15 protein-coding genes are annotated in these 15,191 nt (G+C 61.3%); 6 read left to right on the top strand and 9 right to left on the bottom strand.

The features are described from left to right. Nucleotides 1-90: 90 nt before the first annotated feature. From ACLH0H_RS12920 to ACLH0H_RS12905, 4 genes are all read right to left on the bottom strand, one after another. The gene (locus ACLH0H_RS12920; protein WP_411382249.1) at nucleotides 91-2,274 is read right to left on the bottom strand and encodes a xanthine dehydrogenase family protein molybdopterin-binding subunit; all 2,184 of its coding nucleotides are present in this window, start codon (nucleotides 2,272-2,274) and stop codon (nucleotides 91-93) included. Beyond that, the gene (locus ACLH0H_RS12915; protein WP_411382248.1) at nucleotides 2,271-3,260 is read right to left on the bottom strand and encodes an FAD binding domain-containing protein; all 990 of its coding nucleotides are present in this window, start codon (nucleotides 3,258-3,260) and stop codon (nucleotides 2,271-2,273) included. The genes ACLH0H_RS12920 and ACLH0H_RS12915 overlap by 4 nt, the downstream gene beginning before the upstream one ends. After that, nucleotides 3,257-3,763 carry a (2Fe-2S)-binding protein gene (locus ACLH0H_RS12910; protein ID WP_238340239.1) on the bottom strand — a complete coding sequence of 169 codons (507 nt, stop codon included), beginning with the start codon at nucleotides 3,761-3,763 and terminating at the stop codon, nucleotides 3,257-3,259. Before ACLH0H_RS12910 ends, ACLH0H_RS12915 begins: the two co-directional genes overlap by 4 nt. A gap of 96 nt (nucleotides 3,764-3,859) precedes the next feature. Next, nucleotides 3,860-4,306 carry a DUF4879 domain-containing protein gene (locus tag ACLH0H_RS12905; protein WP_411382247.1) on the bottom strand — a complete coding sequence of 149 codons (447 nt, stop codon included), beginning with the start codon at nucleotides 4,304-4,306 and terminating at the stop codon, nucleotides 3,860-3,862. A gap of 173 nt (nucleotides 4,307-4,479) precedes the next feature. Between ACLH0H_RS12905 and ACLH0H_RS12900 the strand changes: the two genes are divergently transcribed. Together ACLH0H_RS12900 and trmA are read left to right on the top strand one after the other, a co-directional pair. Continuing rightward, nucleotides 4,480-5,775 carry an NCS2 family permease gene (locus tag ACLH0H_RS12900; protein WP_076952715.1) on the top strand — a complete coding sequence of 432 codons (1,296 nt, stop codon included), beginning with the start codon at nucleotides 4,480-4,482 and terminating at the stop codon, nucleotides 5,773-5,775. After that, nucleotides 5,772-6,851: a tRNA (uridine(54)-C5)-methyltransferase TrmA gene (gene trmA / locus ACLH0H_RS12895; RefSeq protein WP_411382246.1), complete on the top strand. Its 1,080-nt coding sequence runs from the start codon at nucleotides 5,772-5,774 to the stop codon at nucleotides 6,849-6,851. The genes ACLH0H_RS12900 and trmA overlap by 4 nt, the downstream gene beginning before the upstream one ends. Nucleotides 6,852-6,973: 122 nt before the next feature. On the opposite strand, the gene ACLH0H_RS12890 is transcribed toward trmA, so the two are convergent. Next, on the bottom strand, nucleotides 6,974-7,438 hold the full coding sequence (locus tag ACLH0H_RS12890; protein ID WP_411382245.1) for a DUF2442 domain-containing protein: 465 nt from the start codon (nucleotides 7,436-7,438) through the stop codon (nucleotides 6,974-6,976). After that, the gene (locus tag ACLH0H_RS12885) at nucleotides 7,435-7,863 is read right to left on the bottom strand and encodes a DUF4160 domain-containing protein (RefSeq protein WP_411382244.1); all 429 of its coding nucleotides are present in this window, start codon (nucleotides 7,861-7,863) and stop codon (nucleotides 7,435-7,437) included. Before ACLH0H_RS12885 ends, ACLH0H_RS12890 begins: the two co-directional genes overlap by 4 nt. Before the next feature lie 327 nt (nucleotides 7,864-8,190). On the opposite strand from ACLH0H_RS12885, the gene aroQ reads away from it, so the two are divergent. Continuing rightward, the gene (aroQ, locus tag ACLH0H_RS12880) at nucleotides 8,191-8,640 is read left to right on the top strand and encodes a type II 3-dehydroquinate dehydratase (protein WP_411382243.1); all 450 of its coding nucleotides are present in this window, start codon (nucleotides 8,191-8,193) and stop codon (nucleotides 8,638-8,640) included. Further along, nucleotides 8,637-9,485: a shikimate dehydrogenase gene (locus tag ACLH0H_RS12875; protein WP_411382242.1), complete on the top strand. Its 849-nt coding sequence runs from the start codon at nucleotides 8,637-8,639 to the stop codon at nucleotides 9,483-9,485. The genes aroQ and ACLH0H_RS12875 overlap by 4 nt, the downstream gene beginning before the upstream one ends. Before the next feature lie 55 nt (nucleotides 9,486-9,540). On the opposite strand, the gene ACLH0H_RS12870 is transcribed toward ACLH0H_RS12875, so the two are convergent. Then, nucleotides 9,541-10,182 (bottom strand): TetR/AcrR family transcriptional regulator, encoded by a 642-nt coding sequence (locus tag ACLH0H_RS12870; protein ID WP_411382241.1) that lies wholly within the window; start codon nucleotides 10,180-10,182, stop codon nucleotides 9,541-9,543. 77 nt (nucleotides 10,183-10,259) lie between these two features. Next, on the bottom strand, nucleotides 10,260-12,161 hold the full coding sequence (gene quiC / locus ACLH0H_RS12865; protein WP_411382240.1) for a 3-dehydroshikimate dehydratase QuiC: 1,902 nt from the start codon (nucleotides 12,159-12,161) through the stop codon (nucleotides 10,260-10,262). 213 nt (nucleotides 12,162-12,374) lie between these two features. Between quiC and ACLH0H_RS12860 the strand changes: the two genes are divergently transcribed. Next, nucleotides 12,375-13,709 carry an MFS transporter gene (locus ACLH0H_RS12860; RefSeq protein ID WP_411382239.1) on the top strand — a complete coding sequence of 445 codons (1,335 nt, stop codon included), beginning with the start codon at nucleotides 12,375-12,377 and terminating at the stop codon, nucleotides 13,707-13,709. 1 nt (nucleotide 13,710) lies between these two features. Here the strand turns inward: ACLH0H_RS12860 and ACLH0H_RS12855 are convergent, their stop codons facing one another. Further along, nucleotides 13,711-14,589, bottom strand: coding sequence for a DMT family transporter (locus ACLH0H_RS12855; RefSeq protein WP_411382238.1), 879 nt, complete (start codon nucleotides 14,587-14,589; stop codon nucleotides 13,711-13,713). Nucleotides 14,590-14,768: 179 nt separating this feature from the next. Between ACLH0H_RS12855 and ACLH0H_RS12850 the strand changes: the two genes are divergently transcribed. Then, nucleotides 14,769-15,182, top strand: coding sequence for a lipoprotein (locus ACLH0H_RS12850; RefSeq protein ID WP_411382237.1), 414 nt, complete (start codon nucleotides 14,769-14,771; stop codon nucleotides 15,180-15,182). Nucleotides 15,183-15,191 lie beyond the last annotated feature (9 nt).

Here is a 15,191-nt window from a genome sequence, read left to right as displayed (position 1 = left end):
AGGTGACTGACCCACCGCTTTCGCGAGCAAGTCGAATCGTCGCACCGCCGCTCCCACATTTTTGGATCTTCGGTGGGTTGAGGATCGGGGCTAGAGCACCTTATCCAAGGTAATCGGAAACTCCCGCACCCGTTTGCCGGTGGCGTGATAAATCGCATTCGCCACCGCCGCCGCTACGCCGACAATGCCGATTTCCCCAACCCCCTTGGACCCCAGGGCGTTGACGATCTCGTCGTGTTCTTCGACAAACACCACATCAATCTCGCCGATATCGGCGTTTACCGGGATGTGGTACTCCGCAAGGCTATGGTTCATGTAGCGCCCCAAGTGATGGTCGATCTGGGTCTCTTCGTGCAGGGCCATGCCGACACCCCACACCACCCCGCCGAGGATCTGGCTACGGGCCATCTTTGGGTTGACCACCCGCCCGGCGGCGATGGCGCTGACCACGCGACTGACCTTGATGGTGCCCAGGTCCTCATCCACGCGCACCTCGACAAACACTGCCGAATGGGTCGCCGTGGCGTAGCCTTCACGCTTCTTGTCCGGCTCACTGTCGACTTGCACCTCCATTGCGTCTTGGCCGCTGTCCTTGACCAACTGCGCCAGCGACACACTCACGTCGCCGGCGTGGAGATGGCCCTCTTCGAAGCGCACGGACTCGGCATCCTTGAACACCGGGTACGTCTGGCGGGCGATTTCCAGCAGCTTGGCGGCCAAGGCTTCACAGGCTTGCTGCACGGCCGTGCCGACGGAGGACACGGTAAACGAGCCGCCCTGCAGCGGCGCTGTGGGCAAGGAGGAATCACCCAGCACAAATGTCACATCGTCGACCGATACGCCGCTGGCCTGCGCCGCGATCTGGGTCATCACCGTGTAAGTGCCGGTACCGATATCGGTGGTGGCGCTGCTGACAGTGAGCTTGCCATGCACGTCGATCCGCGCCTTGGCGCTGGCCTTCATCTGCATGGCCTCCCACACGCCGCCGGCCATGCCCCAGCCGATCAACTGGCGGCCATCGCGCATGCTGCGCGGTTCCGGGTTGCGCTGGCTCCAGCCGAAACGCTCAGCACCTTCGCTGTAACACTCGCGCAGGGCCTTGCTCGACCAGGGCTTGTCTTCGTTCTGGTTGCGCTCGGCGTAATTGATCAAGCGCAGTTGCACCGGGTCGATGGCCAAGGCACAGGCCAGTTCGTCCATGGCGCATTCCAGGCCGATCACCCCAAGGGCTGCACCCGGCGCGCGCATGTCCAACGGCGTGAACACGTCCAGTGGCGCCAGCTTATACGTCAGCTGCACATTGTCGCAGTGGTAGAGCATGCCGCTCCATTCCACCACATGCTCACTGAAGTCCTCGAAGCGCGACGTCTGGCCGATAGCAGTATGCCCCAATGCCAGCAGACGCCCGTTGGCGGCGGCGCCCATTTGCAAGCGCTGCAAAGTGCGCGGGCGATAGCCGAAGGTGAACATCTGCTGGCGCGTCAGCGTGACCCGCACCGAACGTTTAAGCGCCAGGGAGGCCATCACCGCCAGGGGCAATTGATATTGCGGACGCAGGCCGGAGCCAAAGGCGCCGCCGACGAACGCGGCAAAAATGCGTACCTGGCTTTTATCCAGACCGAACACTTTCTGCACATAGGCCTGGCAGTTCTGCGGGCCCTGGGTCTTGTCATGGATATGCAGGGTGCCGTCCGCCTGGTACAGCACGGTGCTGGCGTGGGGCTCCATGGGGTTGTGGTGTTCGACCGGCGTGCTGTAGTGCAGGTCGAGGCTGATGGCGGCGCCGGCCCATTCGGCCTGGAAGTTGCCGCGCGGCCCGGGCGGGGTTTGCGGTGAGGGGTGGGCCTGTTCCTGCACTGCCGCCAGGTCGGTTTCGAACGCCTCGGTTGCGTACTCGATCTCCACCAGGGAACCGGCATGTCGCGCCAGCTCAAGGTTGTCGGCGATCACCAGGGCCAGGGGCTGGCCGCTGTACAGCACGCGGTCGTTGTAGAGCGGGCGAAACGGCGAACCGTCGGCCGCATCCGCGTCCTGAAAGGCATCGTCGTAGCTCGCGATTTTAGGCCGGTTAAGGTGGTGGATGACCTCCACCACGCCCGGCAACACCAAGGCTCTGGACGCATCGATCTTAATCACGCGGCCCTTGGCAATGCTGCTCGACACGACGCTGCCGTGGAGCAAGCCTTGTTCAGGAAATTCACCGGCATAACGCGCCTGGCCGGTGACCTTGAGCAGACCGTCGACACGGTCCAGGGGTTTTCCGATAGCGGTCATGGGCGTTCTCCTGCGACAGCGGCGTCACTCAGGGCACGAATAATCCCCCGGCGTGCCAGCTTGATCTTGAAGCCGTTGTGCACCAGCGGCTCAGCGTCCTGCAGCAGCGCGTCGGCGGCCTGGCTGAAGGTATCGCGGCTGACCTCCTGGCCGATCAACGAGGCTTCCACCGCGCGGTCACGCCAGGGTTTATGAGCCACGCCGCCCAACGCCAGGCGCGCGTCGATGATGGTGTCGCCGTCCAGCTCGAGCGCCGCGGCCACGGACACCAGGGCGAACGCATAGGAGGCGCGGTCGCGGATCTTCAGATAATTGCTATGGCTCGCCAGGTTGTCGGCGGGCAGTTCGATGGCGGTGATCAACTCGTCATCGGCCAATTGGTTGTCGCGCTGCGGGGCATCACCGGGCAAACGGTGGAAGTCGGCGAACTCGATGACCCGCGCGCCGCCACGACCTTCGACATGCACCCGCGCTGCCAGCGCTGCCAGGGCGACGCACATGTCTGAAGGATGGGTCGCGACGCACTGTTCACTGGCGCCGAGAATCGCGTGGATGCGGTTCAAGCCGGTGCGCGCCGGGCAACCACTGCCGGGCTCACGCTTGTTGCAGGGCACGCTGGTGTCATAGAAGTAGTAGCACCGTGTGCGTTGCAACAGGTTGCCGCCGGTACTGGCCATGTTGCGCAGTTGCGGCGAGGCGCCCGCGAGGATCGCCTGGGACAGCAGTGGGTAACGCTGTTCGATCAGCGGATGCCAGGCCAGATCGGCGTTGCTCACCAGCGCGCCGATCAGCACGCCGCCCTCGGCCGTCTCCTGAATGTGGTTTAACGGCAACCCGGTGATATCGATCAGATGCTCGGGGCGGCTGATGTTTTCTTTCATCAGGTCCAGCAGGTTGGTGCCTCCGGCGATAAAACGTGAAGCGCCACTGCTCAGGTGCACGGCCTCCTGCACATCGACCGGCTTGCTGTAATGGAAGGGATTCACTGCTCACCTCCCAAGACTTCCTGCACGGCATCGCGAATATTGTTGTAGGCCCCGCAGCGGCACAGGTTGCCGCTCATCAGTTCCTGGATTTGCGCGCTGTCATGGGCGCGGCCTTCGTTGACCAGGCCGACGGCCGAGCAGATCTGGCCGGGGGTGCAATAACCGCATTGGAAGGCGTCGTGCTTGATGAAGGCCTGCTGCATCGGGTGCAGTTGGTCACCGGTGGCCAGGCCTTCGATGGTGGTCAGCTCGGCGCCGTCGCACATCACGGCCAGGGTCAGGCAGGCATTGATCCGTTTGCCATCGCGCAACACCGTGCAGGCACCGCATTGGCCGTGGTCGCAGCCTTTCTTGCTGCCCACCAGGTCTAGCTGTTCGCGCAAAAGGTCGAGCAGGGTGGTCCAGGGCAGCACATCCAGCTGGCGATCCTGGCCGTTGAGGCTCAGGCGTATGGAGTGGCTGACGAACGGTTGATCCGCCGCGCCATTGGGGGTCGCGCTCATAAACACCTCACGGGTTGGTGTACATCCGCGGCGTTCTGGGAAGTCGCCGTCTCAGGGGTACGACTTCCTGGGGTTTTGAGCGTTCAAGCGGATTGATCAGCGGATATCGAGCAGCGTCTTGAGGGTGTTGCGCGGTGGGTTGATCGAGGTGTTGCTGTATTCGAACCAGCCTTGCGCCTGCACATTCAGATCAAACACGTAGATATAGCCCATCAGCGCACCCGCCCCGCTGCAGGCCTGGCTGATGCTGCCGACTTGGCATACAGCGGTTCGCTGGCCATCGAGCACGGCACCATTGAAGAGGCCAACCGGATTATTGCCCAGGCCGACTTCCATCACGGAGACCTTGGTGGCTCCGCGGTGCGTGCACATCTGCGTGGTGTTCACGCGTTCAGGGATGGTTTCGGTGCAACCCGCCGACTCAACCTTGAACACACGCACCTCGCTCAAGGGCGGTGCAGTGGCGCCCCACGCCGGTGCTGCGCCGAGGCACAGGCTCAGACAAGGGATCAGGGCTAGACTCCACAGGTTGGCTTTTTTCATGGGGCGGATGACCTTCGTTTAAACGTCGGCGCAGTATGCCTCAAGGCCTCGGCTGCTGGTATGATGCGCCGCTTTTTCCGATCCTCTCTGAAACCACAGGCGCTTGGCGCAGTTTGTGCTTTGACTTAGAGGTCAACAAATCACGGCGCAACCAAGCGTCACAGGGAGCAGGCATGCTGGAAAAGCTGTTTCAACTCAAGGCACACAACACCAACGTGCGCACCGAGATCCTCGCGGGCATCACGACATTCCTGGCCATGGCCTACATCCTGTTCGTGAACCCGAGCATCCTCGGCGAGACCGGCATGGACAAGGGCGCGGTGTTCGTCGCGACCTGCCTGGCGGCCGCCATCGGTTCGACCGTGATGGGCCTGATCGCCAACTACCCGATCGCCCTGGCGCCGGGCATGGGCCTCAATGCCTTCTTTACCTACACCGTGGTCCTGCACATGGGCCACACCTGGCAGGTGGCGCTGGGCGCGGTGTTCATCTCGGCGGTGCTGTTCTTCCTGTTGTCGATTTTTCGCATCCGCGAATGGATCATCAACGCCATTCCGCTGCCCCTGCGCTCGGCGATTGCCGCGGGTATCGGCCTGTTCCTGGCGCTGATCGCGCTGCATAACGCCGGCATCGTGGTGAGCAATCCCGCCACCATGGTGGGCCTTGGCGATCTGAAACAACCGGCGCCGATCCTGGCCACTCTGGGTTTCGTGCTGATCGTCGCGCTGGAAGCCCTGGCCGTGCGCGGCGCGGTGCTGATCGGCATCCTGGCGGTGACCATCGCCTCCATCGTATTGGGCTTTACCCCATTCATCGGCGTGACCTCGGTACCACCGTCCCTGGCGCCAACCTTTCTGCAACTGGATATCAAGGGTGCGCTGGATATCGGCCTGGTCAGCGTGATCTTCGCCTTCCTGTTCGTGGACTTGTTCGATAATTCCGGCACCCTGATCGGCGTGGCCAAGCGTGCCGGCCTGATGGGCAAGGACGGCCATATGCCGAAAATGGGCCGTGCGCTGATCGCCGACAGTACCGCCGCCATGGCCGGTTCCCTGTTGGGCACGTCGACCACCACCAGCTACATCGAATCCGCCGCGGGCGTGAGCGCCGGTGGCCGTACCGGTTTGACCGCCATCGTGGTCGCGATCCTGTTCCTGCTGGCGTTGTTCTTCTCGCCACTGGCAGCCAGCGTGCCGGCCTACGCCACGGCACCCGCGCTGCTGTTTGTAGCGGTGCTGATGACCCAGGGCCTGGCCGAAATCGACTGGGACGACATTACTGTGGCAGCGCCGGTGGTGATCACCGCCCTGGCGATGCCCTTCACTTACTCCATCGCCAACGGCATCGCCTTCGGTTTCATCGCCTGGACCGCCATCAAGCTGCTTTCGGGCCGCTACCGTGAGCTGAACCCGGCACTGGTGATTCTGTCGATTCTGTTTGTGATCAAGCTGGGCTGGTTCAACGCATGACTTTTGACGCCACACGCTACACCGCTCAACTGCAGGACAAGGTCACGCGCTTGGGTGATCTGTTGACGCCGTTCGACGCCCCAGAGCCGCAGGTATTCGACTCACCGCTGCAGCACTTCCGCCTGCGGGCGGAGTTCCGCCTGTGGCGCGAGGACGGCGAGCGCCACTATGCGATGTTCTCGCAGGACGACAAGCGCACGCCGATCCTGATCGAAGACTTCCCGATTGCCAACCAACGCATCAACCAACTGATGCCGCAACTCAGGGCCGCCTGGCAAGCCAGCGCCGCCCTGAGCCACAAGTTGTTCCAGGTGGAGTTCCTGACCACCCTGGCCGGCGACGCGATGATCACCCTGTGCTATCACCGCCCGCTGGACGAGCATTGGCATAGCGCCGCGAACAAGCTGGCAACGGACCTGAACGTGAGCATCATCGGCCGCTCCAAGGGTAAGCGCGATGTGATCGGCCAGGACTACGTGGTGGAAAAACTTGAAGTGGGCGGCCGTACTTTCAGCTATCGCCAACCTGAAGGCGCGTTCACCCAGCCCAACGGCACCGTGAACCAGAAGATGCTCAACTGGGCATACGAAGCCTTGGGTGATCGCCCGGACGATCTGCTTGAGCTGTACTGCGGCAACGGTAACTTCACCCTGCCGCTGGCGACCCGCGTGCGCAAAGTGCTGGCCACCGAGATCAGCAAGACCTCAGTGAATGCCGCGTTGAGCAACCTTGATGAAAACGCGGTGCATAACGTCACCCTCGTGCGCCTCTCTGCTGAGGAACTCACCGAAGCCCTCAATGAAGTGCGCCCGTTCCGCCGCTTGCACGGCATCGACCTGAAAAGCTACGAATTCGGCAGCGTGTTCGTCGACCCGCCGCGCGCCGGAATGGACCCAGACACCTGCGAACTGACCCGACGCTTCGACAACATTCTGTACATCTCCTGCAACCCGGAGACGTTGGCGGCGAACATTGCGCAGTTGCACGACACCCATCGTATTACCCAATGCGCGATGTTTGACCAGTTCCCGTGGACGCACCATATGGAATCCGGGGTGTTGCTGACCCGGCGATAAGCTGGCCCAACACCACCAATCCCCTTGTGGGAGCTGGCTTGCCTGCGATAGCGGTGTATCAGCCACACACCGGTTGGCAGACCGTCTGCTATCGCAGGCAAGCCAGCTCCAACACGGGAATTTCATACATCCGGTGAATCGCCGGGCTCCACGACTTCCTTGCGGGGCCGACCACCCTTCTTGCCATTGGCCCGGGCGGCGGCCGATTTGGCGGCGCTACGTTTGCGGCCATTACGGGAGGCTACCAGGCTTGTCGCAAGGTCCATCAGCGGCTGGCTTGTCGCGATCAGGCCCGTGATCGAAACGTCCAGATCCTGGGCCTCGCAGCAAAGCGCCTTGCCGCCGAAACCCACTTCCAACTGCTGGAAGTCCTGCGCGGAAAACCCCTCGAACTCCGGCAGACCGGCCACCGGCAACATGACCCGGCTGCCGTCGCTGAAGCCAATGGAGATGCAGTCGTCTTGATAGCGCACGTTGCTGGCGTTGGCGTACAGACGCTTGAGCTTGCGCCCACGGGCTATTGCCTTTTCGACATCAGCGTCGGTGAGGGGGACATAGGGTATGACTTTGGCTTTTACGATTTTCATAGATTAATTCCCACGTTATCAGGCGCTCTTACCAGATTCAAAATTGTCCGTTGCTCTACTACGTCGTGCCGGGCGTTTGCAATGACATAGACACCACGTCGAATGACCAGCCCAGGAACCAATTCACCAGCGTCCCAATCCCAGGAATGATTCTCCAGGCAAACCGTTTGCAGGTTTTCCCACCAGATCCTGCGTGCCCGCGCCAGATAGTGCCGCTGCATTATTGCTTCGCGTATGTCCTTCAGCACCGCTGTGGGTGGCCGGCTGCGTTCAGGGTTTACATCCCACAACTCCACTTCCCCATCCAGAAAACTGAAACGAAAACGCGCATCCCATACCGGTCCCCTGACATGCACATGGGGTGGGCAATGCTCATCCCTGAGAAACACTGAAATTACATATCCTTTGTAAGCGCCTACTCTCATGCTAACCCATCCGTTAGGTTATTTTCCGTCAGGTGACAATTTTTCCGTGCCACCCGACAACCGGCTCCTTTTTCCGAAGCTGCTTCACAGACTAGTAATCCCTAAAAAACCGGCGAACGTGGGGTTGTAACCACGTATGCCAACGGCTGGAAACACGCGGCTAACGCTCGCCAATCCTGCTCGCCCAGCAATCCCCCGTAATACCTTGGCTTCTTCGGACGGAAATTAAAGGTTCGATAATCGAACATATCCGCCCACACCAATTGACCAAATTAACCAGCCAGTACATTTTGTCCACACAACTGGCAAGAACTGTGGAGACTCCTTATGCCGCCCCTCGTGCTGGTGCTCAACGGCCCCAACCTGAACCTGCTCGGTACCCGTGAGCCCGCTACTTACGGCCATGAAACCCTGGCCGATGTCGCCGCCCTGTGTGGCCGCAGCGCCGAACAACTGGGGCTGAAAATCGAATTCCGCCAGACCAACCACGAAGGCGAATTGCTTGACTGGATCCACGGTGCCCGCGGGCGTTGCGCCGGCATCGTGATCAACCCGGCGGCCTGGACCCACACGTCGGTGGCGATTCGTGACGCACTGGTCGCCAGTGAAGTGCCGGTGATCGAAGTGCATCTGTCCAACGTGCATGCCCGGGAAGCGTTTCGTCATCACTCGTTCGTCTCGCCCATCGCCAAGGCGGTATTGGCCGGGTTCGGCAGCCAGGGCTACCACTTGGCAATGGAACATTTCAGCCATCTGTTCAAGGGGTCGGCACAATGAAACCGCGCATCCTCGCCGGCCTGATCGGCGCCGGCATCCAGGCCTCCCGCACGCCCGCCCTGCATGAACAGGAAGGTGACGCCCAAGGCCTGCGCTACCTGTATCGCTTGATCGACCTTGAGCCACTGCACCTGGACATCAACGCCCTGCCCGACCTGCTGGAAGCCGCCGAGTTGATGCAGTTCACGGGGCTGAACATCACTTACCCGTGCAAACAGGCCATTCTGCCGCTGCTCGATGAATTATCCGACGAGGCCCGCGGCATTGGCGCGGTCAACACCGTGGTGTTCAAGGACGGCAAACGCATCGGCCACAACACCGACTGCCTGGGGTTCGCCGAAGGGTTTCAACGCAATTTGAATGATGTGCCCCGCCGGCGTGTAGTGCAGATGGGCGCCGGCGGGGCTGGCGCGGCGGTGGCGCATGCGTTGCTGGCAGAAGGCGTGGAGCAATTGAGTATTTTCGATGTGGACGTCACACGCGCCCGCGACCTTGTTAATAACCTTGCGCGGCATTTCGGCACCGGTCGCGCCCAGGTTGGCGGCCACTTGGAAAACGCGATGGCCGAGGCCGATGGCGTGGTCAACACCACGCCGATGGGCATGGCCAAGCTGCCCGGAACGCCGGTGCCAGCGGCGCTGTTGCGGGCAGAGCTTTGGGTGGCGGAAATCGTCTATTTTCCTTTGGAAACCGAACTGCTACGCGATGCCCGCGCCTTGGGTTGCCGCACACTGGATGGCGGCAACATGGCGGTGTTTCAGGCGGTGAAGGCGTTCGAGTTATTCAGTGGGCAGGCGGCGGATGCGCAACGCATGCTGGCGCACTTCCAGAGCCTGAATAGCTGACTGCCGAAACCGAACCAAAATGTGGGAGCATTCCAGCCTGGAGCGTTGCGTGTACTCAGGCCTGCAAGTAGCGCAACACCGAGTCGCAAATCATGTCCCGATGCCGCTGTTTGACCGCCTCATCCGACAGCTCGATCTGAAAGATCTCGCTGAACGTATGGCGGTTGGACACGCGGTAAAAGCTGAATGAGTTGATCAGCAGGTGCACGTCCAGCGGCTGCAGCCCTTCCCTGAATACGCCCATTTGCGCCCCACGGCGCAACGTTGCGCCCAACGCTTCGAGGATGTTGCTGTTCATCGCCTTGATCGCATCCGAGCGCTTCACGAATTCGGCGTTGTGGATATTCTCGATGCTGACGATGCGCACGAAATCCACGTTCTGGTCGTGGTGATCAAAAGTGAACTCCACCAGCCGACGGATCGCTTCGCGCGGTTCCAGGGCCGTGAGGTTCATGCGGGTCTCGGTGTTGCGGATATCGCCGTAGAGCTTCTCGAGCACCTCGACGTACAACTGCTCCTTGCTGCCGAAGTAGTAGTAGATCATGCGTTTTGAGGTATGGATGCGCTCAGCGATTGCGTCCACGCGAGCGCCGGAAAGGCCCTGTTGGACAAACTCGACAATGGCTTCCTGGAGTATGTTCTCGCGGGTCTTTTCCGGATTGTTCTTACGACTCTTGCGGGGTGCCTCGGAGGTCATGGTGCGCTCACGGCCAGTGTATGCAGGCCATGATTATGGGCCGCGATGCGCAACGAAAGGAAGCACCTCGCCCGCCGTTATAAACGTGCCTGACGCACCGCACCGCTGCGCGATTTGGCCATCGCCGCCAGGCGCACCGCCACGTTGGCCGCGCCATAGCCGGCATAGCCGTTCTTGCGCTGGATGATCTCGAAGAAAAACCGCCCCTCGAAAGGTTCGGTGTACACATGAAACAACTCGCCGCCCTGCGCGTCGCGGTCGTACAGTACGTTGTAATAGGCCAGCTCGCTGAGGAACTCCTCGTCAAAATCGAAGCGTGCCGCCAGGTCGTCGTAATAGTTGAGCGGGATATCCAGTAGCGGCACTCCGGCCTCTTTGGCGCGGCGCACCTCGGCGAAAATATCGGCGCAGTCGAACGCAATGTGATGCACGCCCGAGCCGCGATAGCTCGACAATGCGTGGGAAATGGCCGTGTTGCGGTTTTCGGAGATATTCAGTGGCAGGCGAATCGAGCTGCAACGGCTGCGCAATGCGCGGCTTTTGACCAGGCCATAAGGGTCGGGCAACACCACTTCATCGTCGGCTTCGAAGTCCAGCAGGCTCTTGTAGAACAGCACCCAACTGTCAAGGCTGTCGGCCGGCAGCGCCATGGCCATGTGGTCGATGCGCAGCAAGCCACCGCTGGATGACGATGCGGGTTGCAGGTTGAAATCCGTGTCGTACAGGCTGCCTTCGCTCGGGTCCACCAGGTAAATCAGGCTGCCGTCCGGCGCGCGCACCGCCGCCAGCTCCAGCTCGTTGGGCCCGACCAGGCCGCGATACGGCTGGCCCTTGTAGGCCACCGCCCGCTCCAGGGCCTTGGCGCTGTCCTTGACCCGCAGCGCAGTGGCGCACAACGACGGCCCGTGGGCTTCGAAGAAGTTGTGTGCGAAGGAATAGGGCTCGCAGTTGAGGATCAGGTTGATATCGCCCTGGCGCAGCAGGCTCACGCTCTTGGAGCGATGCTGCCCGGCCTTGACGAAGCCCAGGCGCTCAAGCCAGTGCGTGAGTTTGGCGCCGAGGCTTTCGTCCACGGCGAACTCCAGGAATTCGATGCCGTCGTACTCGCTGGCGGCTGGGGTATCAAACAGTATCTCCACCGCTTGCGCGGGAGCCTCCTGTTTCAGGCGCTCGCGGGTCTTCTCTTCCAGATACAACAGGGAGCGCAAGCCATCCGCCGCATTCGCCCGGGTGGGCGCGGCGCGAAAACCATCGTTGAAAATTTCCAGGGACAACGGCCCGGTATAGCCGCTCTTGATGATCGGTGCGAGGAACCCCGCCAAGTCAAATTCGCCCTGGCCGGGAAAGCAGCGAAAATGCCGGCTCCACTCCAACACGTCCATGGCCAGGATTGGCGCGTCGGCCATCTGCACAAAAAAGATCTTGTCGCCGGGGATCTCGGCAATGGCGCTCGGGTCGCCCTTGAGGGACAAGGTATGAAAGCTGTCCAACAGCACACCAAGGGCGGGATGATCGACCTGGCGCACCAGATTCCACACCTGTTGCCAGGTGTTCACATGCTTGCCCCAGGCCAAGGCTTCATAGCCAATGCGCAGGCCACGGCGGCCGGCGTGCTCGGCGAGCAGGCTGAGATCATCGAGCAAAACAGACTCGTCGCCCACGCAATCGGCCGACGCATTGCTGCACACCAGCACCAGGTCGGTGCCCAGTTCCTGCATCAAATCGAATTTGCGCTCGGCGCGCTCAAGGTTGCGCGCCAGGCGGTCGCGGCGGCAGCCTTCGAAGTCGCGAAACGGCTGGAACAACGTGATGGCAATGCCCAGGTCGGCGCACATCTGCTTAACTTCGCGCGGGCTGCCGTCGTAATACAACAAGTCGTTCTCGAAGATTTCAACCCCGTCGAACCCGGCGGCGGCAATGGCTTCGAGCTTTTCCGGCAGGGTGCCGCTCAAGGAAACGGTGGCAATGGAACGTTGCATGGGCGACTCCCGGCAATTGTTGTTTGCAGCAAATTATTCGCCCCCAAGCCTACACGCAGCAATTAAAATGTACGAACCGGTTAGTTTTTGGTGCGATTATCGAACACTAAGCCGGTTTGGCGAATTGACGATTTTTTAGCCACTGCGCACCATCGGTCACGCAAAGAAGACCCAAAACACACCATAAAAATTTCAAAAAACGGGTACGACCTCATGCCTCTGCAAAACTCCGTCCTGGCCGATCGCCCAGGCAACCCGCACGCCGGCATCGGCGACAAAATCCGCGGCGCCCTGGCCGTGGGTAAAACGCGCTGGGGCATGCTGGCCCTGGTGTTTTTCGCCACCACCCTGAACTACATCGACCGCGCCGCCCTGGGCGTGATGCAACCGATCCTGGCCAAGGAAATGAGCTGGACGGCGATGGACTACGCCAACATCAACTTCTGGTTCCAGGTCGGCTACGCCATCGGTTTTGTGCTGCAAGGCCGCTTGATCGACCGGGTGGGCGTGAAACGCGTGTTCTTCTGCGCCGTATTGCTGTGGAGCCTGGCGACCGGCGCCCACGGCCTGGCCACGTCGGCGGTGGGCTTTATGGTGTGTCGTTTCATCCTCGGGCTGACCGAAGCGGCCAACTACCCGGCGTGTGTCAAGACCACACGCCTGTGGTTCCCGGCGGGCGAACGTGCGGTGGCCACCGGCATCTTCAATGCCGGCACCAACGTCGGCGCAATGATGACGCCGATGCTGTTGCCCTTGATCCTGCACGTGTGGGGCTGGCAAGCGGCGTTCCTGTGCATGGCATCGCTCGGCGCGATCTGGCTGGTGTTCTGGGGGTTGAAGTACTACAACCCCGAAGAGCATCCGACGGTTAAACAATCCGAATTGGACTACGTGCAACAGCAGGTCGAGCCGGAACAACCTGGCGTACCGTTCAGCCGCATCCTGCGCATGCGCGGCACCTGGGCGTTCGCCATCGCCTACGCGCTGACCGCACCGGTGTTCTGGTTCTACCTGTATTGGCTGCCGCCGTTCCTGAACCAGCAATACAACCTGGGCATCAACGTGACCCAGATGGGTATCCCGCTGATCATCATCTACCTGACCGCGGACTTCGGCAGCGTGGGGGGCGGGATTCTGTCTTCATTTCTGATCGGTCGCGGGATGAATTCGATCAAGGCGCGGCTGCTGTCGATGCTGCTGTTTGCCTGCTGCATCGTCGGCGTGATCATGGCCGCCGGCTCCAGCCAGCTGTGGGTCGCGGTGTTTGCCATCTCCCTGGCGATTGGCGCGCACCAGGCCTGGACCGCCAACATCTGGAGCCTGGTGATGGACTACACGCCCAAGCACATGATGAGCACGGTGTTTGGTTTCGGCGGCATGTGCGCGGCCATCGGCGGCATGTTCATGACCCAGATCGTCGGTCACATCCTGACGGTGACCAACAACAACTACACGGTGTTGTTCACCCTGATCCCGGCGATGTACTTCATTGCGCTGACCTGGATGTACTTCATGGCGCCGCGCAGGATTCCCGCCGTAGACGCCTGACCTACCTGCGCCGCTGCTGCCAGGCAGCGGCCAACCCGCTCATGCAGATCACCCCGATGCCGACCACGGTGGTCATATCGGGGGTATGGCTGAACACCAGCCAGCCCAACAAGCCCGCGAATACGATCTGGCAATAGCCGAACGGCGCCAGCAAGGCCGGCGCCGCGAAGCGGAAGGCCTGGGTCAGCATCAAGTGCGCGGTCATCCCGCACGTGCCCAGCGCCAGCATCAACACGCCGTGCCACAGGCTCGGTACTTGCCAGAAGAATGGCACCATCGCACTCATCACCAGCGTATTGCACAGCCCGGCGAAGAAGTTGCTGGTGGTCGGCGTGTCGAATTTACTCAGGATGCGCGTGAGCAATTGGTAGAAGCAGAAAAACGTCGCCGAACACAGCGGCAGCAGCACCGCCGGGGTAAACAACTCGCCGCCGGGGTGGATGATGATCAGCACGCCGACAAACCCGCAGATCACCGCCAGCCATTGGCCACGCGTCACGTGCTCGCCGAGCAGCGGCACAGAGAGCGCTGTCACCAGGATCGGCGCGAGGAAGTTCACCGCCGTGGCTTCGGCCAGCGGGATGTAATGCAGCGCCGCCGTGAAAAACAGGCTGGTGCCCAACAGGCACAGCGCCCGCACCACCTGCATGCCAGGCCGTTTGCTGCGCAGTACGCGCAGGCCTGATTGCGGCAGGAAAATGCCGGCCATCAACAGGGTATGCACCATGTAACGTGCCCACACCACCATCACGATCGGGTAGAACCCGGCCAGGTATTTGGACAACGCGTCGTGGCTGGAGAACAGAAACGTCGCCAGCACAATCAGCAAAATGCCTTTGAAAGGATGGTTGACGCCGGAAAGGGGGGTGCTGAGTGTCATTGAATCCTCGTGTGGGAAGCGCGATGGCGTTCAACCCGATAATCTAGCAGTTGGGCCAGAGTCTGCCCCAAGAGCATAACCAAACACCGTGGGAACAGCGCACTAAATCACGGGATTCGAGTCCAACGCTGCACATTGATCTCCGCGCTGTACATTTTTTTAACCAAGGCCCTGCCACTATGAAAAAAATACTCTTCGCCTTGTCTGCCCTTGCCCTGCTCACCGCGTGCAATCAAGAAGCCAAGGACGCGCCTAAACCCGCGCCGGCCTCCGTGCAGGCCACCCTGGTGCCGCAAACCCCGCCCACCGACAAATGGGTCGGTAAATGGATCGGCGTCGAAGGCCTCTACCTGACCATCGCCAAGAACGACAGCGTCGGCCGCGGTCACTACCTCCTCACCATGCAATACGGCCTCGATGCCGACGACTCGGGCACCTTCAAGGGTGAGGCCGCCGAAGACGGCATCGCCTTCAATCGCCCGGACGGCCCGCAGCTCTTGCGCGCCGGTGACGGTGAAGCCACCGGGCTGAAATGGCTGGCCGACAAGAAGGACTGCCTGATTGTCGATACCGGCGAAGGCTACTGCCGCTAATAACGACCA

The sequence above is a fragment of the Pseudomonas sp. MPB26 genome (assembly GCF_046605355.1).
Lineage (GTDB): Bacteria > Pseudomonadota > Gammaproteobacteria > Pseudomonadales > Pseudomonadaceae > Aquipseudomonas > Aquipseudomonas cedrina.
Note: the sequence above shows the minus strand (reverse complement) of the source record. Positions and strands in the feature narration are given on the sequence as shown.